The 26549-nt window shown below is 69.0% G+C and carries 30 protein-coding genes; 12 read left to right on the forward strand and 18 right to left on the reverse strand.

Features of this window, described 5'->3' with window-relative positions; genetic code table 11:
• Positions 1 to 3: 3 nt before the first annotated feature.
• From ACZ5WE_RS07305 to gvpO, 5 genes are read right to left on the reverse strand one after another with little or no spacing between them, the layout of a single operon-like run.
• Complete coding sequence (locus ACZ5WE_RS07305) at positions 4 to 1083, reverse strand: histone protein (RefSeq protein ID WP_467684904.1); 1080 nt, start codon at positions 1081 to 1083, stop codon at positions 4 to 6.
• A 44-nt stretch (positions 1084 to 1127) separates the two neighbouring features.
• Positions 1128 to 1370 (reverse strand): gas vesicle protein GvpG, encoded by a 243-nt coding sequence (locus ACZ5WE_RS07310; RefSeq protein ID WP_365829089.1) that lies wholly within the window; start codon positions 1368 to 1370, stop codon positions 1128 to 1130.
• Between the two features lies 1 nt (position 1371).
• Positions 1372 to 2172, reverse strand: coding sequence for a GvpL/GvpF family gas vesicle protein (locus tag ACZ5WE_RS07315; RefSeq protein WP_467684902.1), 801 nt, complete (start codon positions 2170 to 2172; stop codon positions 1372 to 1374).
• Positions 2173 to 2174: 2 nt separating this feature from the next.
• Complete coding sequence (gvpJ, locus tag ACZ5WE_RS07320; protein WP_467684900.1) at positions 2175 to 2678, reverse strand: gas vesicle protein GvpJ; 504 nt, start codon at positions 2676 to 2678, stop codon at positions 2175 to 2177.
• A gap of 39 nt (positions 2679 to 2717) precedes the next feature.
• The gene (gene gvpO, locus ACZ5WE_RS07325) at positions 2718 to 3047 is read right to left on the reverse strand and encodes a gas vesicle protein GvpO (RefSeq protein ID WP_467684898.1); all 330 of its coding nucleotides are present in this window, start codon (positions 3045 to 3047) and stop codon (positions 2718 to 2720) included.
• 477 nt (positions 3048 to 3524) lie between these two features.
• Between gvpO and ACZ5WE_RS07330 the strand changes: the two genes are divergently transcribed.
• Entirely contained in the window at positions 3525 to 4028 is a 504-nt protein-coding gene (locus ACZ5WE_RS07330) for a transglycosylase SLT domain-containing protein (RefSeq protein ID WP_467684896.1), read from the forward strand.
• 516 nt (positions 4029 to 4544) lie between these two features.
• Positions 4545 to 5585: a sulfotransferase gene (locus tag ACZ5WE_RS07335; RefSeq protein WP_467684895.1), complete on the forward strand. Its 1041-nt coding sequence runs from the start codon at positions 4545 to 4547 to the stop codon at positions 5583 to 5585.
• Between the two features lie 98 nt (positions 5586 to 5683).
• Here ACZ5WE_RS07335 and ACZ5WE_RS07340 read toward each other — a convergent pair whose 3' ends face one another.
• Both ACZ5WE_RS07340 and ACZ5WE_RS07345 read right to left on the reverse strand, forming a co-directional pair.
• Positions 5684 to 8617 carry a CARDB domain-containing protein gene (locus ACZ5WE_RS07340; protein ID WP_467685199.1) on the reverse strand — a complete coding sequence of 978 codons (2934 nt, stop codon included), beginning with the start codon at positions 8615 to 8617 and terminating at the stop codon, positions 5684 to 5686.
• 390 nt (positions 8618 to 9007) lie between these two features.
• Positions 9008 to 9688 (reverse strand): type III effector protein, encoded by a 681-nt coding sequence (locus tag ACZ5WE_RS07345; RefSeq protein WP_467684893.1) that lies wholly within the window; start codon positions 9686 to 9688, stop codon positions 9008 to 9010.
• Positions 9689 to 9818: 130 nt separating this feature from the next.
• On the opposite strand from ACZ5WE_RS07345, the gene ACZ5WE_RS07350 reads away from it, so the two are divergent.
• Both ACZ5WE_RS07350 and ACZ5WE_RS07355 read left to right on the forward strand, forming a co-directional pair.
• The gene (locus tag ACZ5WE_RS07350; protein ID WP_467684891.1) at positions 9819 to 10250 is read left to right on the forward strand and encodes an Hsp20/alpha crystallin family protein; all 432 of its coding nucleotides are present in this window, start codon (positions 9819 to 9821) and stop codon (positions 10248 to 10250) included.
• Between the two features lie 298 nt (positions 10251 to 10548).
• Positions 10549 to 10983, forward strand: coding sequence for a DUF2267 domain-containing protein (locus tag ACZ5WE_RS07355; RefSeq protein ID WP_467684889.1), 435 nt, complete (start codon positions 10549 to 10551; stop codon positions 10981 to 10983).
• 15 nt (positions 10984 to 10998) lie between these two features.
• On the opposite strand, the gene ACZ5WE_RS07360 is transcribed toward ACZ5WE_RS07355, so the two are convergent.
• Positions 10999 to 12315 (reverse strand): APC family permease, encoded by a 1317-nt coding sequence (locus ACZ5WE_RS07360; RefSeq protein ID WP_467684888.1) that lies wholly within the window; start codon positions 12313 to 12315, stop codon positions 10999 to 11001.
• A 151-nt stretch (positions 12316 to 12466) separates the two neighbouring features.
• Between ACZ5WE_RS07360 and ACZ5WE_RS07365 the strand changes: the two genes are divergently transcribed.
• Both ACZ5WE_RS07365 and ACZ5WE_RS07370 read left to right on the forward strand, forming a co-directional pair.
• The gene (locus ACZ5WE_RS07365) at positions 12467 to 12922 is read left to right on the forward strand and encodes an SRPBCC family protein (RefSeq protein WP_467684886.1); all 456 of its coding nucleotides are present in this window, start codon (positions 12467 to 12469) and stop codon (positions 12920 to 12922) included.
• 44 nt (positions 12923 to 12966) lie between these two features.
• Positions 12967 to 14544: a phytoene desaturase family protein gene (locus ACZ5WE_RS07370; protein WP_467684884.1), complete on the forward strand. Its 1578-nt coding sequence runs from the start codon at positions 12967 to 12969 to the stop codon at positions 14542 to 14544.
• A gap of 2 nt (positions 14545 to 14546) precedes the next feature.
• On the opposite strand, the gene ACZ5WE_RS07375 is transcribed toward ACZ5WE_RS07370, so the two are convergent.
• Positions 14547 to 15419, reverse strand: coding sequence for an SDR family oxidoreductase (locus tag ACZ5WE_RS07375; RefSeq protein WP_467684882.1), 873 nt, complete (start codon positions 15417 to 15419; stop codon positions 14547 to 14549).
• A gap of 509 nt (positions 15420 to 15928) precedes the next feature.
• On the opposite strand from ACZ5WE_RS07375, the gene ACZ5WE_RS07380 reads away from it, so the two are divergent.
• A complete protein-coding gene (locus tag ACZ5WE_RS07380; protein ID WP_467684880.1) occupies positions 15929 to 16156 on the forward strand; it encodes a DUF5133 domain-containing protein in 228 nt (75 codons plus the stop codon).
• A 77-nt stretch (positions 16157 to 16233) separates the two neighbouring features.
• Here ACZ5WE_RS07380 and ACZ5WE_RS07385 read toward each other — a convergent pair whose 3' ends face one another.
• The 3 genes from ACZ5WE_RS07385 to ACZ5WE_RS07395 form a co-directional block, all read right to left on the reverse strand.
• The gene (locus ACZ5WE_RS07385; RefSeq protein ID WP_467684878.1) at positions 16234 to 16647 is read right to left on the reverse strand and encodes an SsgA family sporulation/cell division regulator; all 414 of its coding nucleotides are present in this window, start codon (positions 16645 to 16647) and stop codon (positions 16234 to 16236) included.
• A gap of 153 nt (positions 16648 to 16800) precedes the next feature.
• The gene (locus tag ACZ5WE_RS07390) at positions 16801 to 17127 is read right to left on the reverse strand and encodes a plasmid stabilization protein (RefSeq protein WP_467684876.1); all 327 of its coding nucleotides are present in this window, start codon (positions 17125 to 17127) and stop codon (positions 16801 to 16803) included.
• A 147-nt stretch (positions 17128 to 17274) separates the two neighbouring features.
• Positions 17275 to 17502, reverse strand: a complete 228-nt coding sequence (locus tag ACZ5WE_RS07395) for a DUF5133 domain-containing protein (RefSeq protein WP_367038630.1) — start codon at positions 17500 to 17502, stop codon at positions 17275 to 17277.
• Positions 17503 to 18002: 500 nt separating this feature from the next.
• Here ACZ5WE_RS07395 and ACZ5WE_RS07400 point away from each other — a divergent pair, with 500 nt between their 5' ends.
• Entirely contained in the window at positions 18003 to 19277 is a 1275-nt protein-coding gene (locus ACZ5WE_RS07400; RefSeq protein WP_467684874.1) for a cytochrome P450, read from the forward strand.
• 52 nt (positions 19278 to 19329) lie between these two features.
• Positions 19330 to 19569 (forward strand): hypothetical protein, encoded by a 240-nt coding sequence (locus ACZ5WE_RS07405; protein WP_467684872.1) that lies wholly within the window; start codon positions 19330 to 19332, stop codon positions 19567 to 19569.
• A gap of 89 nt (positions 19570 to 19658) precedes the next feature.
• Here ACZ5WE_RS07405 and ACZ5WE_RS07410 read toward each other — a convergent pair whose 3' ends face one another.
• Positions 19659 to 19946, reverse strand: a complete 288-nt coding sequence (locus ACZ5WE_RS07410; RefSeq protein WP_467684870.1) for a methyltransferase domain-containing protein — start codon at positions 19944 to 19946, stop codon at positions 19659 to 19661.
• Here ACZ5WE_RS07410 and ACZ5WE_RS07415 point away from each other — a divergent pair.
• Complete coding sequence (locus ACZ5WE_RS07415; protein WP_467684868.1) at positions 19871 to 21541, forward strand: amidase family protein; 1671 nt, start codon at positions 19871 to 19873, stop codon at positions 21539 to 21541. The genes ACZ5WE_RS07410 and ACZ5WE_RS07415 overlap by 76 nt on opposite strands.
• A 36-nt stretch (positions 21542 to 21577) precedes the next feature.
• Here the strand turns inward: ACZ5WE_RS07415 and arsB are convergent, their stop codons facing one another.
• Positions 21578 to 22711, reverse strand: coding sequence for an ACR3 family arsenite efflux transporter (gene arsB, locus ACZ5WE_RS07420; protein ID WP_467684866.1), 1134 nt, complete (start codon positions 22709 to 22711; stop codon positions 21578 to 21580).
• Complete coding sequence (locus ACZ5WE_RS07425) at positions 22711 to 23016, reverse strand: ArsR/SmtB family transcription factor (RefSeq protein ID WP_467684864.1); 306 nt, start codon at positions 23014 to 23016, stop codon at positions 22711 to 22713. Before ACZ5WE_RS07425 ends, arsB begins: the two co-directional genes overlap by 1 nt.
• 104 nt (positions 23017 to 23120) lie before the next feature.
• Here ACZ5WE_RS07425 and ACZ5WE_RS07430 point away from each other — a divergent pair, with 104 nt between their 5' ends.
• Complete coding sequence (locus tag ACZ5WE_RS07430; protein ID WP_467684862.1) at positions 23121 to 23540, forward strand: arsenate reductase ArsC; 420 nt, start codon at positions 23121 to 23123, stop codon at positions 23538 to 23540.
• A 90-nt stretch (positions 23541 to 23630) separates the two neighbouring features.
• Here ACZ5WE_RS07430 and ACZ5WE_RS07435 read toward each other — a convergent pair whose 3' ends face one another.
• On the reverse strand, positions 23631 to 24107 hold the full coding sequence (locus ACZ5WE_RS07435) for a DUF488 family protein, N3 subclade (RefSeq protein WP_467684860.1): 477 nt from the start codon (positions 24105 to 24107) through the stop codon (positions 23631 to 23633).
• Between the two features lie 80 nt (positions 24108 to 24187).
• On the reverse strand, positions 24188 to 24583 hold the full coding sequence (locus ACZ5WE_RS07440; protein ID WP_467685197.1) for a RidA family protein: 396 nt from the start codon (positions 24581 to 24583) through the stop codon (positions 24188 to 24190).
• Between the two features lie 136 nt (positions 24584 to 24719).
• On the opposite strand from ACZ5WE_RS07440, the gene ACZ5WE_RS07445 reads away from it, so the two are divergent.
• Positions 24720 to 25700: a helix-turn-helix transcriptional regulator gene (locus ACZ5WE_RS07445; RefSeq protein WP_467684858.1), complete on the forward strand. Its 981-nt coding sequence runs from the start codon at positions 24720 to 24722 to the stop codon at positions 25698 to 25700.
• 82 nt (positions 25701 to 25782) lie between these two features.
• Here the strand turns inward: ACZ5WE_RS07445 and ACZ5WE_RS07450 are convergent, their stop codons facing one another.
• Positions 25783 to 26457 carry a hypothetical protein gene (locus tag ACZ5WE_RS07450; RefSeq protein ID WP_467684856.1) on the reverse strand — a complete coding sequence of 225 codons (675 nt, stop codon included), beginning with the start codon at positions 26455 to 26457 and terminating at the stop codon, positions 25783 to 25785.
• Between the last annotated feature and the right edge of the window lie 92 nt (positions 26458 to 26549).

Below are 26549 nucleotides of genomic sequence, written 5' to 3' on the forward strand. Positions count from 1 at the left end.
CGGTCAGCTCCTCTGCCTCGAACGCGCCGTCGCTTTGCCACTCGACCTCTTGGCGGCACCGGTCTTCTTCGTCGTTGTCTTTTTTGTCGTTGTCTTTTTCGCTGCAGTCTTTTTCGCCGTCTTCTTCGCTGCGGTCTTCTTCGCTGCGGTCTTCTTCGTCGCCGTCTTCTTCGCCGCCGACTTCTTCGCAGGAGTTGTCTTTGTTGTCTTCTTCGCAGCTGCCTTCTTCGCGGAGGTCGACTTCTTCGCAGGAGAAGCCTTCTTCGCGGCGGCGGCCTTCTTCGCCGGGGCTTTCGTTGCCGCCGTCTTCTTGCTGGGAGAGGCCTTCTTCGCTGCGCCACTCTTCTTGGCTGGGGCAGCCTTCTTTCCTGCAGAGGACCTCTTGCCAGCAGAAGACTTCTTGGCCGCCGGAGTATCCGACCCTTCGCCCCTGCCCCTGGGTCCTTCGCGCTCAGTACGCGCTATCGCACTCTTCTTGCCCTGCGACTTCTTCGCGGCCGACCTAGGGGCCGAGCGCTCGCGACCCCCGCTCCGACGCGGCGTCGATCGACGTTCCGCGTCGCCACGAGGGCGTCTGCGGGCGCGGTCGTCACGGCTGCCGGCGCTGTCGCGCCGACGTGAGGTCCGGCCTCGAGACGGGGCCGGCGGCTCCTCGTCGCCGTCCTCGCCGTCCTCGTCGCCCTCCTCGTCGTCATCCCGCGCGTCCCGCTCATCCCAGTCCTCGTCCTGCTCGTCGTCCTGCTCATCGTCATAGGCGTCCTGATCCCGCGATGAGCGCAAGGCCTGTGTGCGGTCCGCGAGCCGGTCCGTGAGAGAGGACAGTTGACGGCCGGTCGCGGCGGACATCGCGGCCCGCCCCGCATCCATCAGCTCACCCCTCACCTGCTCGCTGAGATCGGCGAATTGCGGTGTCTCACGCAACCGTTGGGCACCCTGCCTGAGCAGTTCCTGCGGCGAGAGGCCGAACTTGCGACCCGCGAGATACGAGCCCACGGCGAAGGCGAGCTTGGCCTTCTTGGTACGTCCTAGGAGGTACCCCCCGGCTACTGCCGCGCCGAGAGCGATTCGGTTGCTTTCATTCATCAGGAACTTCCCGTGAGTCGAGACCGACGCCGCCGCGCACGGCGTCAGGAGGCCGGTCGGTAAGGACGACGTTCCAACAAGTCGAGCAAGTGCTCCTCTTCGCGTTCGAATTGGTCGAGATCGATGTCGCCCTGGTCCAGGGCTTCGTTGAGGGCAGCGAGTCGAGCCCTCACGGCGTCCGGGGAGTACAACTCGGTTTCCGCCGCTTCGATCAGCCGGTCCGCGACCCAGCCGACCCCGCGGATCGGAGCCAGCGGGAGCAGCAGGATGCCGCTGATCAGCCCCATGTCACGCGCCTACAGGTACGGCGTCGGGGCGCACGAAGCTGTAACAGGGCAAGGGGCCGGTGAGCGTCAACGTGATCCGTCCACGGCATCGCGTGGCGAGCAGATCAACAGCCCTGCGGAATGCGGTCTCGGCGGTCCGCGGCACCAGGAAGGAGACGTTCATTGCCCCTCCCGCGCTTTCGCGGCCTTCGCGCGTCTCAGCTGCCAGGGGGTGCAGCTCGGCCAGCACGTCGACGGCGGCCTGCTCCGCTCGGCGTTGCAGTGCGCCGGCGACGGCTTCGCCCAGGCGCACGTTCGCCTCGTAGCCCGGGCGCCGCCGTGTCGTCTCGCGCAGCGCGCGCAGGCCGGCGTCCTCGCGCAGCAGGTCGGGCAGGGCCTCGGGCACGGACTCGCCCTTGAGGTTCCACTCGGCCTTGCCCTCCAGCCTTGTCAGTGCGGCGAGATGCGCCTCCCGGGCGGAGTCGAGACCGGCCAGAACGGTCTCCTCGTCGGAGGCGATCACGCCGAAGCGCATGGGCAGGACGGGACCGTGCTCGGCGAGCGTGCCGAGCACGTCCTGGTGGGCGCTCAAGTCGCGCCGCCGCGCACGCGGACGCCCTGCCACCCGGCTCACGACGGCGGCCAGGCCGTCCTGGCTCAGTACGGACACCACGGCGTTCTCGTTGCCCACAGCCCGGCAGCGGCGTGCGTGTCCGGCTGTCTCGGGGGCGGTGATGGCGTACACGTACACGCCGGGCGGGCCAGGTGTGCCGGGCGGGCCAGGTGTGCCGGGCGGGCCGGGCGGGCCGGGGGAAATGGGCACGGTCAGTCCTCTTCGTCTTCGTCACGGCGCCGTGCGCGAGGGCGCTGACCGGCACGGGATGTGGAGCGGGAGCGGGAGGACGAGCGGGAGGGTGCGCTGCGGCGCGGGCGGCTCGCCTCGCGCTCCTCTTCTTCGTCGTCGTCCTCGTCAGAGCCTGTGTCCAGGCCCAGGGTGTCCTTGACTTTGTCGCCGACGGAACGGACAGCCTTCTTGGCACCGGCCTTGCCCACCGTGGCCGCGCCGCCACCGAAGAGTTCCGGGACGGTCTTGGTACGGGAATCGTGTTCGAGGTCGAGGCGATTGCATGCCTCGGCGAAGCGGAGGTAGGTGTCGACGGACGCGATGACGATTCTCGCGTCGATCTTCAGGATCTCGATGCCGACCAGTGAGACCCGGACGAAGACGTCGATGACCATGCCGCGGTCGAGTATGAGTTCCAGGACGTCGTAGAGCGTGCCCGCACGGGGCGCGCAGGGGACGACGTCCTCACTGTAGGTAGTGGTCATGAAAGGGCCTGCTCCTCTCGACGGCGCAGAAGGTGCGCCTCAGCTGTCCGCCCAGCCGCGTCGGTAGCGTCGGACTCTGCGGTACTGCGTCAGGCGTCCCTGCGCGTCCAGATCCACCTCGTAGGTGGCCAGGAGACTGGTGGTGTCGGGGATTCGAGCCACCTCCAGCACATCCACGCTGACCCGCCAGCCATCGCTCTCGTTCGGGCAGACGGCCGACACGCCTTCAGCGCGGTGACCGATGAGTTCGGTCAGCGTCCGGCATGCCTCGCCGACCAGTTCCCGCAGGTCCACGGCGCCGTGCTCGTCGGCGCGCTTCGCCGACCGGCGGGGGGCGGCGGCCTGGGTGCCTCGTGAGCGCTCGGTCATGCGACCACTCTTGAACGCCAGGTCCTGGACGGCACGGGCTGATAGACCGAACAGGTGCCGCGGGGCAATGCGCCTGGGCCGGTGCCCGGCTCTCGAACGCCTCTGGGGGGAGCCCCCGACGACCGCCTCCCAGCGAATACCCGCTGACCAAATTCAGGAGCGGAGCGGGAATAGGAGAGGGATTTCCGGGGATACTCGGCCCCGCACTTGTGAGCCCTCCCATAGGGGACACGTCACACGCTAACGACGGTAGTAGACGCTTCAGGCGCTCATGGGGCCTGGAATCAACGTGAAGGTACCCACCGGCAAATCTTCTGCGTAGCCGGGTAGTACGTCACATCCTTGCGTCCCTTTCACGTGGTCGCTAACCATGGTCGACATCGCAGGGCCAGAACAACGCGGACAGTGCGAATACACCGCCATTTCGACCGCATCGGCCCCGCGCCACGTCCCCCCATGGAAAAGGTTCACTTCCGTATGCCCACGCGTATCAGCACCACCCGCATCGCCCGTATCCGCTCGTTCTCCATCGCGGGTCTTGCCACGGCCGGAGCCACGGCCGCTCTGCTCACGGTGGCCCCCTCCCCCGCCCAGGCCGCCGAGCCGCACTCCGCGGCTGCCAAGGCGCCTGCCGCCGCCGCGAAGGCCGAGAAGAACTACCCGAACAACCTCGACGGCTGGATCAAGCAGTCCCTGGACATCATGAAGTCCAAGGGCATCCCCGGCTCCTACGAGGGCCTGCACCGCAACATCATGCGCGAGTCCGCGGGCGACCCCAACGCCCAGAACGGCTGGGACGTCAACGCCCAGAACGGCACCCCCTCCAAGGGCCTGCTCCAGGTGATTCAGCCGACCTTCGACGCCTACCACGTCAAGGGCACGCCGAATAACCTCACGGACCCGGTCGCCAACATCACCGCGGCCGCCAACTACGCCGCCGACAAGTACGGCTCGATCGACAACGTCGACTCCGCGTACTGAGCTGTCACTCCCGGCACAGCCACACTGATGTGACCTTTGGGCCACCAAGGAAGTGGCCCAGGTCCTTGGAGTCAGTGCCGAAGGTCCCGTATGCGCCCACCCTCCGCGGACACCGCGGGAGCGACCGTACGCATCAGGGTGAGGAGACGGCGCTGTGGCAACGAACATCGGCGTGGGCAACGAGCCGGAGCAGCGCGTACAGCGAGCGGCGCTCGCTGTACGCGCAAGGATCGGGGGCCGGGAGGTTCGGCCCGCGTGGGTCGACGACAGGCCGTTCCGGAATGTGGGAGGGCTGCGCCTGTCCCCGCAAGGCGATCCGCATTCGGCCGTGCGCTCGGCCGCACCCCCGGCCACGCGCCCGGAGACCTCGTCGCCGGACGCCTAGGGAGATCCGTTGGTACGCGCGGAAGACCGCCGTGCGCCACGGCGCCTCGTGAGCCGCTGCCATCTGGTGCCCTCGGCGTGGATGTGCTGAGGTGCACAAGGCCCTGGAGTATCGCCTTGTGACCTCGGAGAGTGACATTGCGCAGCCTGACGTTCGTCATCGGTACGGGCCGCAGCGGCTCCACCGCGCTGTCCCGCATCCTCAACACCCACCCCGACGTGCTCAGTCTCAACGAGTACATGGCCTCCGTCGGTGACGCGGCATTCCCTGAAGGCCAGGTGTCCGGCGCGGAGTTCTGGGAAGCGCTCTTCCGGCCCACCCCGTACTTCGCGAGCATGATCCGCAGTGGGCTCTTGATGCCCGAGTTCCTCTACACGCGCCGTCCGGGAAAGTACACGGCGCGGAGCACCGGTATCCCCGCGCTCTCCCTCATGGTGTTGCCCCATCTCACCGACGACCCCGACGGCCTGCTCGACGAGATCCGCGCCGCGGTCATCGGCTGGCCCGACCGTCCCGCCGCCGAACACCACGAAGCTCTGTTCGAGTTGTTCGGGGCACGGCTGGGGCGCACCGCCGTCGTGGAGCGCTCCGGTTACTCGACGGGCTGGGCTCAAGGGCTGCGAACTGCCTTCCCCTACGCGAAGTTCGTGCACCTTTTCCGCGACGGGCCCGACTGTGCCCTGTCCATGAGCCGCCACCCCGGGTTCCGCATGATCACGCTGATACGCGAGATCAGGGAACGGACGGGTGTCGAGAGCTTCGGCGATCTGACGGGCGACCATGTGCGCTCCCTGCCTCCCGATCTGGCGCCCCTGCTGGACGAACAATTCGACCCGGCCCTCGTACGAGACCGGGTCTTTGCTCTGCGCCGGTTCGGTGCCCTGTGGTCCGAACTCGTCATCCAGGGCACACGATTCCTCGACGGCCTGCCCGCCGATCAACGGATGACACTCGCCTACGAGGACCTCCTCGACACTCCCCGAGACGAGCTCGGCCGCCTGGCAGCGTTTGTCGGGATCGAGCCTTCCCGCCGATGGCTGGACAGCGCGTGCGCCCAACTCGACGGCAGCCGCCGCGGCTCCGCCGGGAGGCAGCTGACGGCTGCGGAACTCGACGACCTGAGAGTCAGCTGCGCTCCGGGCATCCGCGCGCTGGAGGAGAAGCCGAGCTGACGACGATCTTCCCGGACGGCAGACCGCCCGGACCTGGGACACAGGTCCGGGCGGCCCGATGAAACGCCGGCGGCTGACTCAGCCTGCCGACAGGGCCGTTACAACCCCTGCCTCGTCCCCGGTATCGCGGGGTCGAGACCCGCGCTCCCTGCGTTGATCACGAACTGCGAGCCGGGTTCGATCAGGATGTCCCCGTCTCGCGAGTCGCTGATCCTCACGTTGCTGAGCGTCGCGCTGCCACGCGCCCCGCCCATGGCGAGGATGCCGGAGCCGTTGTTGGACTTGGAGATCGTCACGTCGCTGATCTTCACGTCCGGCATGGCGCCGCCACCCGTCTTGAACTGGATGCCGTCGTACGTCGAGTCATGGATGTCGGTGTCGCGGATCGTGACCCCCGGGATGCTGGGGCCCTGCGCGAACAGCGTGATCGCGCCGAACTCCTGGTCCTCGTTCCAGAACGCCCCGCCCGTGCGGTAGAGCCCGTTGTTCGCGATCAGCGTCTGCCCCGTGAAGGGGATGGGGTCGTGGTCGGTCGCGAGCATGATCCCGGGGTAGTTCATGGTGTCGTACACGAGGTTGTTCTCGATCTTGTTGCCGTAACCTCCGTACACCGCGATGCCGTTGGCACGCCACGGCAGTTGCACCGTGTTGTTGCGGAACACGTTGTCGTGGCCGACGTCGACCGACGTGTCCTTGACGTACTTGCTGGCCCACACGGCGAGGGCGTCGTCACCGGTGTTGCGGAACGAGGAGTTGAAGACAGAGGAGTTGCGGGTGCCGTTGGTGAAGTTGATTCCGTCCGCGTAGGTGTTGCGGATGCGCATCCCGCTGAACTCGAGGCCGTCTCCGGGTCCCCACAGCTCGGGGATGTTGCTGTAGTCGCGGCCGACCCACGTGCCGACGTTGGCGTGTTCGATCCACACGTTCGCGATCTTCGTGTTCTTGCCGAAGCGGCCGTTGAGACCGACGCCGCCCTCGGCGTTGCCGTCGCCGCCCCGGATGGTGCCCGAGCCGAAGATGGCGATGTCGGAGATCTTGGTGTTGTCATCGATGTCGAAGCCGAAGTTGCCTTCGTGCGGGTGGTTGATGCCGCCCGCGTCCTGCGGCGGGATCAGCGAGTACAGCTGCGCGTGCCACATGCCGGCGCCTCGGATCGTCACGTCCTTGATGCCCACCTGGTTGTACTGGCCCCGGTTCAGCGGGTCGTCGGTGAGGATCTTCTTCTCCTGGCGCCACTGGCCTGCCGGGATCCACACGCAGTCGATCTCGCCGTTCTGGTCGGCGGTCACTGCCTTCTGGATCGCGTTCGCGTCATCGATGCCGTCGTTGGGGACAGCCCCGTACTCGGTGATCGACTTGCACGCGGCGGGCTTGCTCGCCGCGGGTGCCACCTGTTCCAGGTCGATCAGGTCGATCGTGTAGTACGCGGCGTCGTCACCCGCGTCGCGTTGCAGACGGAATGCGGTGCCTTCGGGGTAGGTCTGGGCGAGCAGGGCGTGTGACTCGTCGAAGAGCCTGCGCGCGTCGCCGCCCGGGGTGTTGGTCAGGCCCTCGGGCTGATCCGTGTTGCCGTACAGCCAGCTGTGCTTGGACGAGAGGGTCAGCTTCTGCACGAACTTGCCGTTGGCGTAGAGGCTCAGCGTCTCCTCCTGGCCGCCGCCTCCCGGCGCGTCGGGGATGGAGTTGCGTACGACGATGGAGTTGGTGGCGCTGGTCGAGGTGAACTCCACGTACTGGCCGGTCGAGTTGAGGCGCACCGCCTTGCGGCCCGAGGACTCGGTGGCGAAGTTGGTGTGCCCGAAGGTGCGCTCGGCGTCCGCCTCGAGGAGCGTGCCGTTGTGTCTGCCGTCCTCCGCCTCGTACTCGACGTACGGCGCCGCCGCGCCGCGCCCGACCACGATGGAGCGCGCGAAGACGTTGTTGTCCTCGTTCGTCTCGTCCACGGCGTCGGTGGCATCCGCGGTCGCGGTGAGCGTGGCTCCGCCGCTGGTGGCGGTCCACTTGCCCGAGAGGTCGACCGTGGCACTCTCGCCCGCGGCGATCGCGGGTGCGGTGCCGTTCAGCGTCCTGTCGCCCACGGTCAGGCGGGTCACCGATCCGGCGCTCACCGGGCTGGTCCCGCGGTTGCGCACCTTCACCGCGAAGGTGACGTCGGCGCCGACCGCGGGGTTGGCCGGGTTCGACGTGATGCCGGTAACCTCCAGGTCGGGGCCGGGGCTCTGGCCGACGGTCAGCTTCGCGTCGGCGGTGCGGCTGTTGTTGTCGTTGTCGTGTTCGGGGACCGTGTCGCGGGGATCCACCACCGCGGACACGGTGTAACTGCCTTGCGCCCGCTTGCCGATGTCGACCGGGACGGTGGCCGACTCACCGGCGTCGAGCGCGCCCACCTCGGCGTTCCCGGCGACCGTCCCGCCCAGACTGACGTCGACCGTGGTGGCGGGCGAGGCCGCCGAACCGGTGTTCCGCACGGTGGCGTCGACCTTGATCGGATCGCTCTCGCTGGGCTGCGCGGGCCGCCAGCTCACGTCGGTGACGGTCAGGTCGGGGTTGGGTGCCGGCGTGCCGTTGACCTCGAACTCCGCGACCTGGGCCCCGTATCCGGAACTGTTGGAGTAGATCTTCAGCCGGACATCGGCGTAGCGCCCGGAGACCGGGATCGTCACGCTGTTTCGGTTGCCGGTGGGGTCGAAGGTGTAGTCGGCCCGGGCCTTGACCGTACTGAAGCCGTCGGCGGACTGGGCGCGTCCGAGCACCTCGATGCTCTGCTCACGGGTGGACCAGGCGGCGTCCGGGTTGAGTTTGAGCCCGATCGAGTCGAGCTCCGCGTCGGCGCCGAGCTGAACGGTCAGCGTCGACGGATGTCCGCTGGATTCCCAATAGCTGTTCGTGCTGCCGTCGTTGGCGTTGGGCGCGTAGTAGTTCTGGGTGGACGTCGACGCCTCGATCGGCTTCTTCAGTGCCAGATTCGCGGCCGCCTTGGGCGCCGTGGGCGCCGCGTGGGCGGCGGCGGGCAGGATCCCGGCGGCTAACAGGGCGCCGCCGAGCCAGACGCCGATCGTGTGCCGGCTCCGCTGTCTCCATCTCACGGTGTTCCTCTCGGTCTGCGGGGTGATACGAGGTCCGGGACGCCCCGACCGGTTCTTGAGCACAGCCTGACGCGTTCATGACACATCGATCCTCGGTGGCACGCCTTCCGGGGCGGGGCATGGTGGCGACGGCAGCACTCAATCGCTACCACCACAAGAACGCAAGATGCGTGGCAAAGATTGAAAATAGTCGACAGACCTACGAGATTCTCGTCCTCTGCATGGGATGGATTGGACTTCGGAGTACCGCGTGCGCCTCGATATGGGCATCAACGGGTGCATCACAGACGCCCATTGGTGGCACTCTTGCAGTAGTCGCTGAACCCACGTCACAGGTTAGTCAGCTTTTTGCGGCTCTTCGTCGGTAAATTGCAGTTGACCGGTGAGCGCATCGAGCTGGGCGGCGAGATCGGGATGAGTGCGCGCCATATACGGCCGGACCGTGTTCAGTGGAGCGATGAGGGCCGCGGGGTCGTCGTCGGCCAGGGACGCGTCGAGCAGGCCCACGGGGACCCGGGCTTGCGGCGGGAGGCCGGTGAGCGACGTGACCTGGCCGGCGATGCGGCGCAGGGCGGCGGCGTTGGCCCGGGCCCAGGCCGTACGACTGCGGTCGGCGGCACGGCGCTGGCGGGTGGCCTGCACGCGCTGCTCGCCGGTGCTTCCGGTCGGGCCGGGGCGCTGGCGCAGGTAGCGGCGTTCGGCGGCCTGGCGGCTGGCGACCCCCAGGGGATGAGCCAGGTCGGCCCAGCTGGCTCCCGCGTGTCGGGCGGTTTCAATCAGGCCGGCTTCCCACGCCGCGAGTTGTTCACGGACCTCGCGCAGCAGCAGCAGGGAGGCCAGGGCCTGCTCCAGGTCACTGCCGCGGGACGCGCCACGGGCGGGTGCGCCATCCCCGCCCTGCTGCTGGGCGATCTCCATGGCGTCATTGATGGCTTCCAGAGCGGAGGCCGCGGCCGTAAAGGACGCCGGATTCCGGGCTGCTGCCTGGGGTGGTTCCGGCTGGCTGGTTGCCGCCATGAGGGCCTCCCTCGTCAGTGTCGTCCATTGGACGACATCCACCTTGTCATCCAATGGACGACATGCTACAACCGAATGCAGGTGAAGCGCATTGGCAGGTACTGCCCGGACCTTCTGGAGGTGTTTCGCGATGTTGATGCGCACCGATCCCTTCCGCGAGCTCGACCGCATCGCCCAGCAACTGACAGGCCCCGGCACATGGTCACGGCCGTCCGCGATGGCCATGGACGCCTACCGCGACGGCGACGAGTACGTGGTGGCCTTCGATCTGCCCGGCGTGACCGCCGAGGCGATCGACATCGACGTGGAACGGAACATGCTGACCGTCAAGGCCGAGCGCCGACCGGTCACCAGGTCCGAGACCCTTCAGATGGAACTGTCCGAGCGGCCACTGGGCGTGTTCTCCCGTCAGATCGTGCTGGCCGACACGCTGGACACCGAGCGCATCATGGCGGACTACGACGCGGGTGTGCTGACGCTGCGCATCCCGATCGCCGAGCGTGCCAAGCCCCGCAAGATCTCGATCGGCAACGAAGCGTCCCGCAGGGAGATCAGCGGCTGAGCCCCACCGCGGACGAGTGGCGCGGAGGACGGGCAGCTCTCCCCCGACTCCCTCCTCCGCACCCGACTCCCTCCTCCGCGCCCGGCTTCCGACTCTGTGCCCGACTACCGCCTCTGCCTCCCGGGACTCCTTCCTCCGGACCCGACGTACGAGAAGGGACCCGGGCCGAGGTGGCTCCCGCACGACCTTCCCTCGGCCGTCCCCGCCCCCGATGCCCTACCCCCGGGTGCTGTCAAGCTGCCCGCACCCGCGACACCAACTCCGTGACGAGAAAGGCGCCCACCCAGCGATGTCCGCGATGTCCGAACGACCTGAACTCACCCGGCCCCTCCCCGCGATGACCTTCCAGCAGATGCTGGAAAAGGTCCGCTACGAAGGCGCGTACCCCACCCGGGAGCGTGCCGAGGAAGCCGTCCGGCTGGTGCTCGGCGGTCTTGGCAGGCAGCTGACCGGGGATGAACGCGTCGAGCTTGCCGCCCGTCTGCCCGTCGAGGCCGCGCTCGTCCTCACCGCCCAGATCCCCGCCACCGAGCCCGTGACCGGCTGGGGCTTCGTCAAGGATCTCGCCACGCGCGCGGGGGCCAGTCCCGCCACCACGCGCTGGGACACCGGCGCCGTCCTGGCCGCCGTCGCCGACCTGGCAGGCCCCGGTCTACTGACCCGCATGCTGACCCAACTCCCTTCCGGCTACGCGCTCCTGTTCGGCCGAGCCGAACTGATCCAGGCCGCGTAAGGCGCCGCGCGGGGTTCAGCGTCGGCGGCGTACAGCGGTGACGGCTCCCAAGGCCGCGCCCACCAGCAGGACGATCCCGCCCCGCAGCCACACCTCGCCCTCGATCTGCGTCGCGAGCACCACGCAGGACGCCGCTCCGAGCATCGGCACCACCGTCGGGGCCCGGAAGTGGTCCCGCGTCGTGGCGTCGCGACGCAGCACCAGAGCCGCTGTGTTGACCAGGAAGAAGACCACCAGCAGGAGGAGGACCAGAGTCGAGGCGAGCGTCGACACGTCGCCGGTCAGCGCCAGCAGAAGCGAGAGCACGGTGGTCGCGGCGATCGCGGCCCACGGCGTACGCCTGCCGGGCAGCACCTTCGTGAGGAAGCTCGGCAGCAGCCGGTCGCGTGCCATGCCGTAGGCCAGGCGCGACGACATGATGCCGGTGAGCAGGGCGCCGTTGGCGACGGCGACGAGGGCGATGGCGCTGAACAGTTCCGTGGGAACGCCGCCCGCCGCCCGGACGACTTCGAGGAGCGGCCCGCTGGACTCGACAAGTGTCTTAGTCGGTACGGCCGCCGCGGCGGCGGCCCCGACCAGGGCATACACCGCGCCCGCGGTGATCAGCGCGCCGAAGAGCGCCCGCGGATAGGAGCGGCGCGGGTCACGGGTCTCCTCCGCCACGTTGACGGAGGTCTCGAAACCGACGAAGGAGTAGTAGGCCAGGACCGCCCCGCTCAGCACGGCTGCCGCAGGCCCGTGCTCCGGTGTTCCCAGGTCCGTCAGTCGCCCGACGTCACCGTCGCCGCGCAGCACGATCCAGACACCGAGCCCGATCACGAGCAGGAGCCCGCTCACCTCGATGACGGTGGCGACGACGTTGGCGCGCGTCGACTCACTGATCCCCCGTGCGTTCAGCAGAGCCAGCGCGGCAAGGAACACGACCGCGACGAGGGCCACCGGAAGCGTGATGAACTCCGCCAGATAGTCGCCGCCGAAGCCACGGGCCAGGGCGCCGACCGACACGATGCCGGCGGCCAGCATGCAGAAACCGGTGAGAAACCCGGCGAAGGGCCCATAGGCCAGGGTCGCGTAGTGGGAGGCGCCGCCGGCCCGGGGGTATTTCGTGGCGAGTTCGGCGTACGAGGCTGCCGTCAGGAGCGCCAGGCACAGGGCGACGACGAGGGGCACCCAGACGGCGCCGCCCGTGTCGGCAGCGACCTGTCCCACCAGGACGTATACACCCGCGCCCAGGACGTCTCCAAGGATGAAGAAGTAGAGCAGCGGGGTGGTCAGCGCCTTCTTCAGCGCGGTCGCCTCGGACGGTTCGGGAGTGATGCGGGGAGGTTTCACGCGCACACACGTACCCGGTTCGGCGTCCGGCAGGCGGCGGGCCCCCCGAACGCCTGCGAGGGTGAAGAGGCGTGGATACGGACGGGCCGGGTACCGGAGAGCGGCCGCATCCGACGCGGGCTGCCGTATCCGACAAGGACTGGAGAGTCGAATGGCCGTACGACACCGATTGATCAGGCGGTCCGTGGCCGACGTCTGGGCGGTACTCGCGGACGGTTCGCTTTACGGCGACTGGGTCGTCGGCACGGCCCGTTCGGAGCCCAGGGAAGGCCGCTGGCCCGAGGTCGGCTCCAGCATCACGTACACGGTGCGGGTGGGATGGCGGACGTTGTCGGGCTGCACGACCGTCCGGCGGTGTGAGGAGCCCGGCATCCTGGAGCTCGAGGCCGACAGTGGGTGGCTCGGTGCCGCGCGGATCGCCGTCGACGTACGGCCCTGGGGTGAGTACGCCCTGGTCATCGTCGACGAGCACCCGCTGACGGGGCCCGGCGGGATGCTCCACAACGCGGCCGTGGACGCACTGATCCAACTGCGGCACCGCGCCATGCTCGCCCGACTGGCGGACGTCGTCGAGAAATCTCCCCGGCGCACGTACGAATCGGCCTGAGGGCCGGACCAACAGGTCGGCGGAGCGAACGTCAGGAGTCAGGGATGCCGGACGCGGTGGTCATCGGCGCGGGGCCCAACGGTCTCGTCGCGGCGAATCTCCTCGCCGACGCCGGTTGGAGTGTGGAGGTTCTCGAGGAGCAGGAGGAGCCGGGCGGCGCGGTCCGCAGCGATCGCGGTGTGCACCCGGACTACGTGAACGACCTGTTCAGCGCCTTCTATCCGCTGGCCGCGGCCTCCCCGGTCCTCGCGGACCTGCAGCTCCAACAGGAGGGCCTCAGCTGGAGCCACGCTCCCCGCGTCCTCGCACATCCCCTGCCGGACGGCAGGTGCGCGGTCCTCGCACGCGGGGCGGCGGAGACCGCAGCAGGTCTCGACACGTTCGCGGCGGGTGACGGGGCCGCCTGGCTCAACCTCTGCTCCACCTGGAACCGGGTGGGTCCCGACATCCTCGGGGCTCTCTTCACCCCGTTCCCGCCCGTACGGTCCGGGATCCGCCTCGCCGCCAAGCTCCGGGGCGCCGGCGGTCTGCGGATGGCCCGGACGATGGCGTTGCCGGTCCGGCGCCTGGGTGAGGAGGAGTTCCGCGGCGAGGGCGGCCGGCTGCTGCTCGCGGGCAACGCGCTGCACGCCGACCTCGGCCCGGAAGCGGCCGGCAGCGGAGGCTTCGGCTGGCTGATGTCGATGCTCGGCCAGACGTACGGCTTCCCCGTTCCGGTCGGCGGGGCGGGCGCCCTCACGGCGGCCCTGGTGCAACGGCTCGAGCGGTATGGGGGCGTGGTCCGGTGCGGGGAACGCGTGAAGGAGGTTGTCGTACGGTCCGGGCGCGCTGTCGGCGTGCGCACCGACGGAGGTGAGAGTGTGCCGGCGTCGCGCGCGGTGCTCGCCGACGTGTCCGCACCGGCGTTGTTCGGCGGGCTGGTCGACGCACGGCACCTGCCGGGCCGGCTCCTCGGGGACCTGCGCCGGTTCCAGTGGGACTTCGCGACCTTCAAGGTCGACTGGGCCCTTGACGGCCCGGTGCCCTGGACGGCGCGAGAGGCGGCCACCGCGGGGACGGTCCATCTGGCCGACGGCGTCGACGGCCTGACCCGGTTCGCGGCACAGATCGCGATGGGGCAGGTGCCCGACCGCCCCTTTCTCCTCTTCGGGCAGATGACCACCGCCGACGCCTCGCGCTCACCTGCCGGCACCGAATCGGCCTGGGCCTACACGCATGTCCCGCAGCGGATCAAGGGCGACGCGGGTGACGACAGCCTGACCGGATCCTGGGACCAGCGGGAGGGGGAAGTCATGGCGGACCGCATGGAGAACGAAGTGGAACGCTGGGCGCCGGGGTTCCGCTCCCGCATCAGGTCCCGGCGACTCCTCGCCCCGAACACCCTCCAGGCCATGGACGCCAATCTGCACGGGGGCGCCATCAACGGCGGCACGGCGTCCGCCCACCAGCAGCTGGTGTTCCGCCCCACGCCGGGTACGGGCCGCCCCGAAACCCCGGTCAAGGGCCTCTATCTCGCGTCGGCCGCCGCTCACCCGGGTGGCGGCGTCCACGGAGCTCCCGGAGCCAACGCCGCCCGCGCCGCGCTGCGGGGCCGGATCGACCGGCGCTTTCGACGGGGCTGATCTCAGCGGGGTTCGTCCGGGGTCCCCGCCGCACGCCCGCCGGGCCCGAGCAGGCCCGTGGCCGAGAACTCCGAGCGCATCAACTCCTGGCGTGCGTACCTGCTGACGACAGGCGGCAGGCCGGCCCGCACCAGCTGCAGGGCCCGCAGCCAGCCCGGCACGTACACAGTGGCCGCCCGGCGTTCGATGGCGTCCACCAGACGCCGGGCCACGTGATCCGCGGGGTAGACCTTCCGGGCCGGCGGCGGCATGTGAGCTCGGAGTTCACGCAGCACGGCGTGCTGGTCGGCGTCGCGGATCATGGCCGTGTCGGTCCAGTTCAGATAGGCGGTGCCCACTGTGACGCCCCGCGGCGCGAGCTCGGCGCGCAACGAGTGACTGAAGGACTCCACGCCCGCTTTGGAGGCGCAGTAGGCGCTCATCAGCGGCGCGGCGCCGATGGAGGCAAGTGAGGCGACCTGCAGGAAGTAGCCGCGTGTGCCGAGCAGTTGGGGCAGAAAGACCCGCGCGGTGTTCGCGCTGCCCACGACGTTGACGTCGATGACGCGTCGCCAGCTGGCGGGATCCGAGTCGACGAACGGCCCGCCCTCGGCGATCCCCGCATTGGCGACGACGACCGACGCGGGGCCCTGACGATCGCGTACCTCGTCGGCCACGCGCGCCATCGCCTCGGCGTCGGTGACATCCACGTGCCAGTGCCGGGACGGCGTAGGAAGCTCATGGGCCACACGGGCGAGCGACTGCTCCTCCAGGCCCAGCAGGGCCACTGCGGCTCCTCGAGCGGCGAGCTCTCTGGCGACGGCCTCGCCCACACCGCGCGCGGCGCCGGTCACGACAGCTGTTCGACCGCGCAATACGTGCTTCCGGTCAGTCACGAGAACTCCTCCGGGCGGGACGGCAGCGACGGGTGTTCCACCCGCCACAACGCACAGGGTCATGGTGGCAGGAGGCGTCGGAGGCCGCATACCAGGCGGCAGCGGCCCCAAACCCTGGGTGCGTGCGGCTCACGTCACAGCGCCGGGTGGCGTCCGGCGGCCTCTCGTGGGCACACTTAACTTGAGGTCAGGAAGCGGCCGCGCCCAAAAGCCCTGCTTCCACGGAGCGAATGTTGTTCTTCCTCAACCGCCATCCACACGAAGCCCGCCTCGGCGGGCATCTCGTCGACCTCGGCGATGAACTCGAGATCGGGCAGGAAATCCGGCGTCCGCCGGCCTGTCCCGGCTCGCGCACCGCGGCTGTGGACAGGTACGCGCCGGCAGTCACCTCGCCCACTCCCCGCCCTTCGTGGTGCGCGCCCGGGCGTGCCGGATGGAGCCAAGCACTCCTGCACCACTGCTTGTTGAGGACGCGCACCACTGCCCGTAGAGAGCGAAGGAGACCTGCCGTGCTGATGGCCGACCCGAGGATACTGCGCAACCTGGTGGAGCAGTACGAGACCCTGAGTGCGCCGCATACGCGGAACGGCGCCTCTGAGGCCCGCCAGAGGCTCGAGGACATCGCGTACACCCTCTGCGTCTCCACCGGCACCCGTGAGGTGCAGTCGGCGCTCGCCGCCGCCCGGGCTCACATGGCCCTGGCCGACGGCGAATCGGACGCCCCGCAGCCAGTGTGAGAGCGGAGGGCGGGAGGCTGCGGGCCCCCGCTCTCGTTCAGGGTGCTCCGAGCACGTTCAAGGTGCTGCGAGCACGTTCAAGGTGCTGCGAGGAGAGCTGTGACCAGCTCGTCCAGGCCCAGTGCCGCGCTCTCCTCGAGGGCGGGCAGCAGAGCGTACGTCTCATGGATGAACGCCTCGACCGGCGCGCGCTCCAGTTCTCCTTGGACGCGTCCGTTTGGGGAGGTAAGAGTCACCAGCACTGTGTGGCGCCCGTTCGGCCGGATCACGACATCGCCTTCGCCCGCCCGCGCTTGGAGCCCTGAGGCCAACAAATCCCTGGAGAACGCCCACGTCGTCGGGGCCCGCTCCGCCGCGGGCGGCGGAAAGGTGAGGGTGACGGCCAGCGGGTCCTTGGTGCTGTACGTGAGGGTCAACTCTGCTTCGAGTACGAGGTCGAGGGCGTCCACGCGCAGGTGGGACATGATGGGGCAGGTGAGGCTGGAATCCATGGAAGACGGGGTTCCCGGCATCCGCTCATGCATGCCCAGCGTTAGCTGCGCGGGTGACGGAGCGTCGCAGGCTGACGCGTGACGGCGGGGTCGGGCCAGCCGGCGACAAGACGACGCCCACGGCGGTGAACACCGCCGTGGGCGCATGGTCTCTCAGCGTCCGAGCGCCTTCTTCAGCTGCTGCTTGTTCATCGACGAACGGCCGTCGACGTTCTTCTTCTTGGCCTCTTCGTAGAGCTGGTCCTTGGTAGGCCCCTGGGACCCGCTGTGTGAACGCTCCCCGCCGCGCTGCGACGCGGACTTCGGGTCCTTCGTCGATGTCCTGCTCGCAGACTTCGACTCACCGGAACGGGCGCGCTCCTTGTTGACCGTGCGCGCCGCCATCTCCTTGGCCCTGCCCTTGGAGGCACCGCGTTCCTCGGCGCTCTCCTTGATGTGTTCGTACTGACGCTCGCGCTTGTTGCTGGATCCAGCCGGCATGCTGACCTCGCTTTTCTTGATCGCCCCGGTCACGGCGCGTGCTCGCAGTGGCCGCCTTTCGGGCATTTCCAAGTTTCACACCGGTACCCACGCTGCGCCCGGTCAGGCATTCCGCACTCCCCGGTCGGCGCTGACCGCCGTGGCGATTCAGGCGGACAGCCGGGCGTCATCCTGTGAGTGCACTCCGGCAAGTTGAGCGCGGGCAGACGCCAGGGCCGACTCAGGAGTCCGTTTGCCGGTGGAAACGCACAGGGTGTACAGGACGTCGTCCATCCGCCGCCGGACCTCAGCCGAGTCCTCCCGGGCCTGCATGTGTCGCAGCGAGGCGTAGGTTTCGAGCAGGGTATGCAGGAACGTGGGGTGAGGCCTGAGCACGGGGTGCTCCTTTCACTGGGTGGGATGAAGCGCCATCGGCCGACACATAGTGCCCGCCCGGGCGATCGCTATTCAGGGAACTTCGGGACGGCTTTCCACGGGCGCACCGGCTCAGGGTGGACGGCGCCGCTCCCCTCCGGGCAAACACAGAGCCCCGTAAAGCACGCGCCTCACGCGCCTGATCGTTCGCATGAGTTGTCTCCCTCCTCCGGTCCGTCCGACCTCCCTGGTCGAGCTCTGCTCCCGTGCCCGGACGTGCGCTCTCCCATCGGGACCAAAGTCCCCTCGTGAGGTGTCTTACGGCACCGAAGCGGGCCACGGGCCGTCGAGGCGCGTAGTCGCGCACCCGGCCTCCGGGAATGAATGATCGCGATCCACCAGGGCACCCGCCCCGGTGATCGCGAAGGATTCAGCGCCGCTCCAGTGGTGTCCGCGCCGTGCCCGGCGGAGGCTGGACGGGGCGCACCCCGCCGAGTGGAAAGACATGCAGGAGGAAACTGATGCCGGACAGCACCCTGCCACTCCTCTCGCAGGGGTATGCGTGGCTTCCCGACCTGAGCCGTCGCAAGGGCCCCGGGCCTGTCCGGACACGCCTGTTGGGCAAACCTGCCATCGCGCTGAGGGGACCGGCCGCCGTGGCGTTCTTCTATGACGAGAACCATGTACGCCGGCGTTCCGCCCTGCCCGAACCTGTACTGAGCACGCTGTTCGGCGAAGGCGCGGTGCACACCCTTGACGGGGCGGAGCACCGCGGACGTAAGGCGCTCTTCGTCTCGCTCCTCAAGGCCCCGTCCGACGTCGCCCGTCTGGCGGAACAAGTGGCCGCGGAGTGGGAGCGGTCGAGCAAGGAGTGGACCACTCATCCGCGGGTGACGTTGTTCGACGAGGTGAGTCTCCTGATCACGCGTGCCGTGTGCCGGTGGGCGGGAGTGCCGCTCACGGAGCATCCGGCCGACGAGGCACAACGCACCGCGCGGGATCTCGTGGCCATGGTCGACGGGTTCGCGACCGCCGGGCCCCGGCACTGGCAGGCCCGGCGTGCCCGACGCCGCCAGGAGAAGCGGCTGGCGGAGCTGGTCGAGGAGATGCGGGCGGACGACCTGCGGGTGGACGGCAGCACGTCGGCGGACGGCGCCACGTCGGCGGACGGCACGCGGCAGCCGGAGTCCGTGGTGCGGGCCGTAGCCGCGCACCGCGACGCCGACGGCGAACTCCTCGATCCGCGGACAGCCGCCGTCGAGATCCTCAACGTCATCCGCCCCACCGTCGCCGTCACTTGGTACACCGTGTTCGGCGCTCACGCGCTGCACCGGAATCCAGCGCTGCGGCAGCGACTGGCCCAGGACCGCGACGACTATGCCCGGGCGTTCGCCCACGAGGTCCGACGCTTCTACCCGTTCGCGCCGTTCGTCGCGGGCCTTGCCCCCGACGACGTGCAGTGGCGTGGTGAAGCGATCCCGGAAGGCTCTCTGGTCCTGCTCGACCTCTACGGGCAGAATCACGATCCGGAGCTGTGGGATGCCCCTTACATGTTCGACCCCGAACGTTTTGTGGGCCGCGAACCCGGTCGCGACGAGTTGGTCCCGCAGGGCGGCGGGGATGCTTCAGAGGGCCACCGGTGCCCCGGCGAGGACGTCACACTGGCGGTGCTGAGCACCCTGCTTCCTCGGCTCGCGCAACTTGAGTACGAGGTCCCCGACCAGGACCTGCGCATCCCGTTGAACCGGATGCCGACGAGGCCCCGCAGCGGCTTCGTCATCACCGCGACGCACTGACGAGTGGGTCCTACTCCGCATCAGAGCCCGAACCAATGGATGGAGGCCCGGCATGAGCCACAAGCACGGCAATGAACACGAGAAGGAGCAGGCGCAGGAGCCGAAGCACGCGGAAACCGCCGCCGAGGAAGTCCTCGACGAGGCCGAGGAAGCGGAGACCCGTGTGCCCGGCGAGGAACGAGACAGCGAGAGGGACGGCGAAGCCGCGGACGCGCTCACGCCCAACCCGTCCGCACAGGCGGACGTCCAGCGCGGCAACGGCCACAGGACGCACGACTCCGACGAGCGGTAGCGACCCCCAGGAGGGGGTACGACGGCGTCGCCTACCGTTTCGACGCGGCGTAGATGTTGTACCGCCATGCTTCCTGGCGCCTGTAGAGCTCAACACCGCTCATCGCGTTCACAGAATTCCGTCAGGGCCCCCACGGGGTCGGGGGAATGCACGAACGTCTCCATGGTGTAGAGCCCGTCGAAGGAAGCGTCCCGGAAACGGAGTTGGGTGGCCCGGCAGGATGTTGCCCGGCTGCTGAAGTATCCGAGTGGGGACCCCGCACCCTTGCGCCGGGCGGTGGCCGTGTAGTCCGCTGATCCGCATGGGGAAGAGAAGCATTGCCGCAATGACCGCAGCCCTTGCCGCGGGGTCCCTTCTGACCGGCCTGACGAATGCACCGAACGCCGGTGCGCGAGCCGCCGAGCATGGCACCGCCGGCTCGTCGCCGCCGACCGGGGCGCCACTCGCCGCCGGGGTCGACCTGGACACCGTGACGATTCCGGAGTTACAGGCGCGCATGGCGGGCGGTTCGCTGACCTCGTCGACGCTGACCCGGTCCTACCTGCGGCGGATCGAGGATATCGATCCCAAGATCCACTCGGTGCTGCGTACCAGCCCGACGGCCCTGCGCGATGCGGCCGCCAGCGACGTGAGGCACCGGCGTGGCAAGACCCTCGGACCGCTGGACGGCATCCCCGTTCTGCTCAAGGACAACGTGAACACCCGTGACATGCCGACGACGGCCGGGTCGCTCGCGCTCGCCGGGAGCCCGCCGGACACCGATGCCGCGCTGGTGACCCGGCTGCGGAAGGCGGGGGCGGTGATCCTCGGCAAGACCAACCTGTCCGAGTGGGCCAACTTCCGTGCGACCAAGCCGACTTCCGGGTGGTCGGCGGTGGGCGGACAGACCAACAACCCCTACGTCCTCGACCGGAACCCGTGCGGTTCCTCCTCCGGCTCGGCCGCCGCGCTCGCCGCGTCGTTGTCGCAGGTGGCGATCGGCACCGAAACGGACGGCTCCATCGTGTGCCCGGCAGGGATGAACGGCGTCGTCGGCCACAAGCCCAGCCTCGGCCTGGTCAGCCGATCGGGCGTGGTGCCGATCTCGGCCGAGCAGGACACGGCCGGGCCCATGGCTCGCAACGTGATCGATACCGCGCTCACGCTTTCGGTGCTGAGCGGGGGCGAGGGCTCGCGTGGAGGACCCCCGGGCCTCCCCGGCCACCCCGGCCTCAAGAGCCGGCCGGACGCATCGGACCTCCCGGCCGAGGACGCGGTGGCAGGCTTTGGCACCAGCCTCCGCGGCAAGCGGATCGGCCTGTGGCGCCTGCCCTCACTAGGACCCGACGTGGACGCGGTGATGACCCGTACGGCGAAGAAGCTGCGCAAGGCCGGGGCCATGGTCGTCGAGGTGACTCCCCCGTACCAGGCGCGGCTCGCCGAACTCGAATTCCCTGCGCTGCTCAGCGAGTTCCACCGGGACATCGACGCCTACCTCGGCACGCGCGAAGGCCCCCGAGGCCTCGCCGAGCTGATCGAGTTCAACCGCGGTCACTCCGAGGAAAAGACCTGTTTCGCCGGCCAGGAGCTGTTCGAGCAGGCTCTCGCCGCGCCGCCCACCACCGACCCCGAGTACCGGGCCACGCGCGCCGAGTTGAAGGACCTCTCCCGACGCTCCCTCGACGAGACCATGGTCTCCCATCGCCTGGACGCCATCGCCGCGCCCACGAACCCGCCCGCCTGGACGACCGACTGCGCGCGCGGCGACAACGACGTCATCCCGTCCTCCACACCAGCGGCCGTCGCGGGATATCCGTCCCTCTCGGTACCCGCCGGGACCGTGAACGAACTGCCGGTCGGTCTGCTCCTGATGGCCCAGGACCGCCAGGACGCCGAGCTCCTGTCCCTGGGAGCAGCAGTGGAGCACCGGCTGAAGGCCTGGCGAGCACCGCGCTACCTGCCGACGGTCGGGTCCGGCGCTTCAGGTCGATGACCGGCGTGCCGGAGACCGCGCCGAGGCCCACCACCGTCAGTTGGCGGCCTTGGACGGAGTCGATGGCGCAGGAGGTTCTACAGGAGAGAACTTCTTGCGCCAGGCCAGTGAGACGTACACCAGAGCCACAAGAACCGGGACCTCGATCAGCGGACCGACGACCCCGGACAAGGCCTGACCGCTGGTGACACCGAAGGTGGCGATCGCCACCGCGATGGCCAGCTCGAAGTTGTTGCCCGCCGCGGTGAAGGCCAGGGTGGCGGTGCGGTCGTAGGCGAGCCCGATCGCCTTGCCCAGCGCGAAGGTGCCGAACCACATGACCGCGAAGTACACGAGCAGCGGAAGGGCGATCCGTACGACGTCGAGCGGCTGTGAGGTGATCGTCTTCCCTTGCAGGGCGAAGAGGATGACGATCGTGAAGAGCAGCCCGTACAACGCCCACGGACCGACCCTGGGAAGGAAGTTGGACTCGTACTTCTCGCGACCCAGCTTCTTCTCGCCGACGCGGCGGGTGAGGAAGCCCGCGAGGAGTGGGACGCCGAGGAAGATGACGACGTTCAGCGCGATCCTCCACATGGAGATGTCGAGGTGCTCGCCGTCGCCGAGCCCGAGCCAGCCGGGCAGCAGGTCCAGGTAGAGCCAACCGAGCAGGCCGAAGGCGATGACCTGGAAGACGGAGTTGAGCGCGACCAGGACGGCGGCGGCCTCGCGGTCGCCGCAGGCAAGGTCGTTCCAGATGATGACCATCGCGATGCAGCGGGCCAGGCCGACGATGATCAGACCGGTGCGGTACTCGGGCAGGTCGGGAAGGAAGATCCAGGCCAGTGCGAACATGACGGCGGGGCCGACGAGCCAGTTGATGACCAGCGATGACGCCATCAGCTTCTTGTCGCCGGTGACCGTGTCGAGCTTGTCGTAGCGCACCTTCGCAAGGACCGGGTACATCATCACGAGCAGACCGAGCGCGATCGGCAGGGAGATTCCACCGACCTCGATCCTGGCGAGTGCGTCGTTCATGCCCGGGATCATCCGGCCCAGGCCCAGGCCGACGGCCATGGACAGGAGGATCCACACGGCCAGGTAGCGGTCGAGGGTGGAGAGCTTCGCCACGATGCCCTCGCCGGACGCCGCACCCCGGTCCACGTCCCGGGTGATGACGGCGCGGCTCATCAGCAGGCCCTCTTGTTGTCAGCGGCAGTGCGGGCGGAGGCGGCCAGCTCGGCGAACCGCGCGGAAACCGAGGCCAGCACCTCGGGGCGCAGTTTGTAGTAGGTGAAGCGGCCGCACGGCTCGGTCTCCACCAGCCCCGCCTCGCGCAGCACCTTCATGTGGTTGGAGAGGTTGGTCTGCTTGGCGCCGGTCTCCTCCACCAGGTGCGTCGTGCAGAGCGTCTCCTGGGCGAGCAGGGTCATGATCTTCATGCGGAGCGGGTCACCGAGGACCCGGATCGCATCAGTATCGACTGAAGTCAGCATGGGCTGATACTCTCACATCACCCGGAGCTGATACGAGTCCGCACGGAACCGCAGGGCCCCGCGAAAGGGACCCCCTCATGACCACATCGGCGAAGGAAGACCTCATGCCCCCCGCTCCCCTCGCCTCCGTGCTCTTCGTCTGCGTCCACAACGCCGGGCGTTCACAGATGGCCGCCGGATTCCTCACCCATCTCGCGGGCGACCGGATCGAGGTCCGGTCCGCAGGCTCGATCCCCGGCGACGAGGTCAACCCGGCCGCTGTCGAGGCCATGCGGGAGGCCGGCGTCGACATCGCCGCCCAGCAGCCGAAGGTCCTGACCACCGAAGCCGTCCAGGCGTCCGACTACGTCATCACCATGGGCTGCGGCGACGCCTGCCCGATCTTCCCCGGCAAGAAGTACCTCGACTGGGCGCTGGAAGACCCCGCAGGCCAAGGCGTGGATTCCGTGCGCCCGATCCGCGATGAGATCAAGACCCGCGTCGAAGCCCTGATCGCCGAAATCGACGCCGTACCGGGCGAGTGAGGACGCCGGGGCGCCGGACTGCTGCCCTGCGCATGGGCTGTCGTGGCGACGGCGACTCGTCCGTCACCACGGGCACCACGGGCTCGTGCATCAGCACGGGCGCAGGTGCTCGATCGTGACGCGGTGTTGCTCGGCCAATCGCCGGGCGATCAACGAGCGATGGCAAGCCTCCGGGTCGCGCTCGACACAGAACAGCGCTGCGACCCCACCCTTCGACAGCGCCGACACGATCGGCGTGAGGTCGGCACTGTCGAGAATCTCGGCACAGTAGCGGCGGGTGTACTCGGGGGCGAGTTCGCGGCGCGAACGCTTGCCGACCCCCTGGCGATCGTCCTCGGCGTACTGGAGCCGGCGCAGCTCGGTGGTCGGCGCGAGCTCGAGATGGTGCTCGTAAGCGATCCGGGCTCGAGCGAGGGCCGCCTGCAGCCGGCGTGAGTTCGCCCAGGCGTATTCAGGTCCACGGACACCGCGGCGCTGACGTACATCGAGCAGCAGGCGGACGTCTGCACGCCGCAGGCGTCGCAGGAAGGACTCGGCGTCGAGGCCATAGACGCCGATCGTCACCATTCTGAGCACAGGCGATCCCCCATCTGTCGGCTCCTCGTGCCGGCTCGACCGGCACGAGGAACAGGGGCGGCGAGGTCGCTTCACGCGACGGCGGTTCCCTCGAGCTCGACCATCTGGCCGGCGATCGCCAGTCGCGTCACGCCGACCATCGTGGTGGTCGGCGCCACCCCGGCGGCGCCCAACTGCCCCGCCAGGACACCGTAGTGCTGGAACAGCAGGTCGACGTCGGTCGTGTGGACGTTGAGCCGGACGAGGTTCGCGAGAGACATGCCCGCCTCGCCGAGCACGGCCCGCAGGTTGTCGACACTCAGGGCCAACTGCGCCGCCATGTCGCCGTCATGTTGAGGCTTGCCCTCGTCGCTCATCGCGGTCTGACCGGAGATGTACAGGGTCCGGGTGTGTCCGGAGACGACCTCGCCCTGGTTGAACCCCATCTCCACCGACCACGTCACCGGGTTGACCGCCGTTCGTTCCACTGCCACGTCAGCTCCATTCGATGCATGGGGAGTACGTACGGCCTTCGGCTCGGTAGCCGCCGGCTTCGACGTCGTGTGGACGAGCCTCGCAACGAATCACGACACCCTTGGTCATGTATTTCGATAAAGTTCGCGCATGCGCGCCGACCGGTTGGTCTCGCTGGTGCTGCTGCTGCGTCAGCGCGGTCAGCTGACTGCGGACACACTCGCCCGCGAGCTTGAGGTATCCACCCGCACTGTCCTGCGCGACATCGAGGCGCTGTCCGCGGCCGGTGTCCCGGTCTACGCCGAACGCGGCCGGCACGGCGGTTTCGCCTTGTCGCCCGGGTTCCGAACCGAGCTCACCGGTCTGAACCACGAGGAGGCCCTTGCCCTGCTGACCGCCGGGTCAGGGCGTGGCGAGCAGACGTTCGGCCTCGGCTCGGCACTCGCCTCGGCCATGCGGAAGGTGGTCGACGCGCTGCCCGAAAGCCACCGGGCCACCGCGAGCGACGCGGCCAAGCGATTCCTCGTCGACCCGGACACCGACCTGCTCTCACGCCGGTTGACCACAGAGGAAGTACCCGACACCACCATGATCGAGGTCCGGCGCGCGGTGCTCGCCGGACGCAAGCTGCGCATCCACTACGCGGCCACGGGCCAGCCACCGCGGTGGCGCACGGTCGACCCGATCGGCCTGGTCACCGCGCGCGACCGGAGCTACTTGCTGGCCACGAGATCCGGCGAGGACCGCACCTACCGGCTCTCGCGGGTGCTGGCCGCCGAGGAACTCCCCGAACCGGCCCAGCGACCCAAGCGAGTCGATCTGGACCGGATCTGGCGGGACCGCTCCACGCAGTTCCTCTCCGGGGGCAACCACATCACGGCGCTCGTACGGGTCGACCCGACGCGGCGGGAGGAGTTGCTCGACACCGCGCTGGCCGTCCGCGCGGAAGAACCCGACACGGACGGCCGGCTGCGACTGGAGGTGACCTTCCAAGATCTACGACACGCCGAGTGGGCGCTGTGGCAGCTCAGCACGGACGCGGAAGCTCTGTCCCCGCAGTCGTTGCGCGCCTCACTGCGCCACCGGGCCGCGGCGATCGCCACCCGCTACGCAGACGCGTCCCGAGACTGACCCACCCCCCGACGGGTCGACGCCGAGCCGCGTCGAGCCCGACTCAGCAGCCGCCCACTGCCACGTGCCGGCTCACCTCCGGTCAGGTCGCGGGTGCGTCGAGAAGGTCGGTGACGAATTTGCGCAGGCGGCCTGCACCTACGGGCAGGACGCCATGGATGACCTGGGCGCCATAGGCGACGGCTACGCCGGGGCCGGCGTCGGTGATCCAGCGGCTGCGTGCCGCGTCGCGCAGCCACTCCGGCTCGCTGTCGTGCTGGTGGACGTCCGGGCCCGGTGAGTGCGGCAGCTTGTGGGTAAGTGCTGTGCCCGGCTGGAAGCCGTCTGCCTCGCCGGCCACCGCTCCGGTCCAGACGCCGTCGTGGGAGGTGGTCTCGACGTAGAACTCTCCGCCGGCGTCCGCCTCTTCGAGCACGACTCCGATACGGCCGATCCGGTGCGGGATAGTGCCGAGGGCGGGGATGCCGTCCAGGTGCGTGGGGACTCGGCCGCCGGAGGTCAGTTCGGTGTATCCCCAGTCGGCGCAGGCCTGGATGGACGGCATGGCCCGTTGGATGGCGGGCAGGGCGCGTTCGGTGGCGTGCCGCAGGAGCTCCTGGGCTGCTGGGGGGACGAGGACGACTTCGGCCTGGAAGCGGGGCGTCCAGCCGGTGGTGTGCTGCTCGTCGTCCATGATCTTGCGGAGCTGGGACAACTCCTCGGGTGTCAGGAAGTCCTCCACGGTCTGCAGGACGAGCGTTTCGCTGATGTGGATCACGGGCTCTCCTTCGCAGGGGAAGCTACGGCTACTTCGCCCACCCTCCTGAGAGACGATGACCGGGTCCAGCGAGCGCGTCGGGCGCATCGGAG

Source organism: Streptomyces sp. NPDC033180 (assembly GCF_055577645.1).